This window comes from Mycobacterium simiae, assembly GCF_008370645.1.
In the GTDB taxonomy this organism is placed as follows: Bacteria; Actinomycetota; Actinomycetes; order Mycobacteriales; family Mycobacteriaceae; genus Mycobacterium; species Mycobacterium simiae_A.
The window spans coordinates 1-257 of record NZ_VTZN01000650.1; the positions used below are offsets into that span (position 1 = coordinate 1).

At 63.0% G+C, this 257-nt stretch carries 1 protein-coding gene; it reads right to left on the reverse strand.

Going from position 1 to position 257, the window contains the following annotated elements; translation table 11 throughout:
- Positions 1 to 257: NAD-dependent epimerase/dehydratase family protein (locus F0Q45_RS27255; RefSeq protein WP_149656730.1), on the reverse strand; the 257-nt coding region annotated here is incomplete at both ends.

Here is a 257-nt window from a genome sequence, read left to right on the forward strand (position 1 = left end):
CCATAGGTTGTCGAGACGCACATGGCTACAGCGGGCAACCCGTACTGGGCGACGTAGCGCATCACCAGGTCCTCGGCCTGAACCCGGGACTGGACGTAGGAACTCACCCGGCGTGACCCGATCCGGTCCTGCTCGGTCGCCACATGTCCACGCCGGCGGTCCACCGTCGCATACGTGCTGGTGAACACGAACCTATGCAGCTTCGCCTCTTTGGCAACATCGAGCACATGGCGCAGGCCTTCGACGTTGGTCCGAAA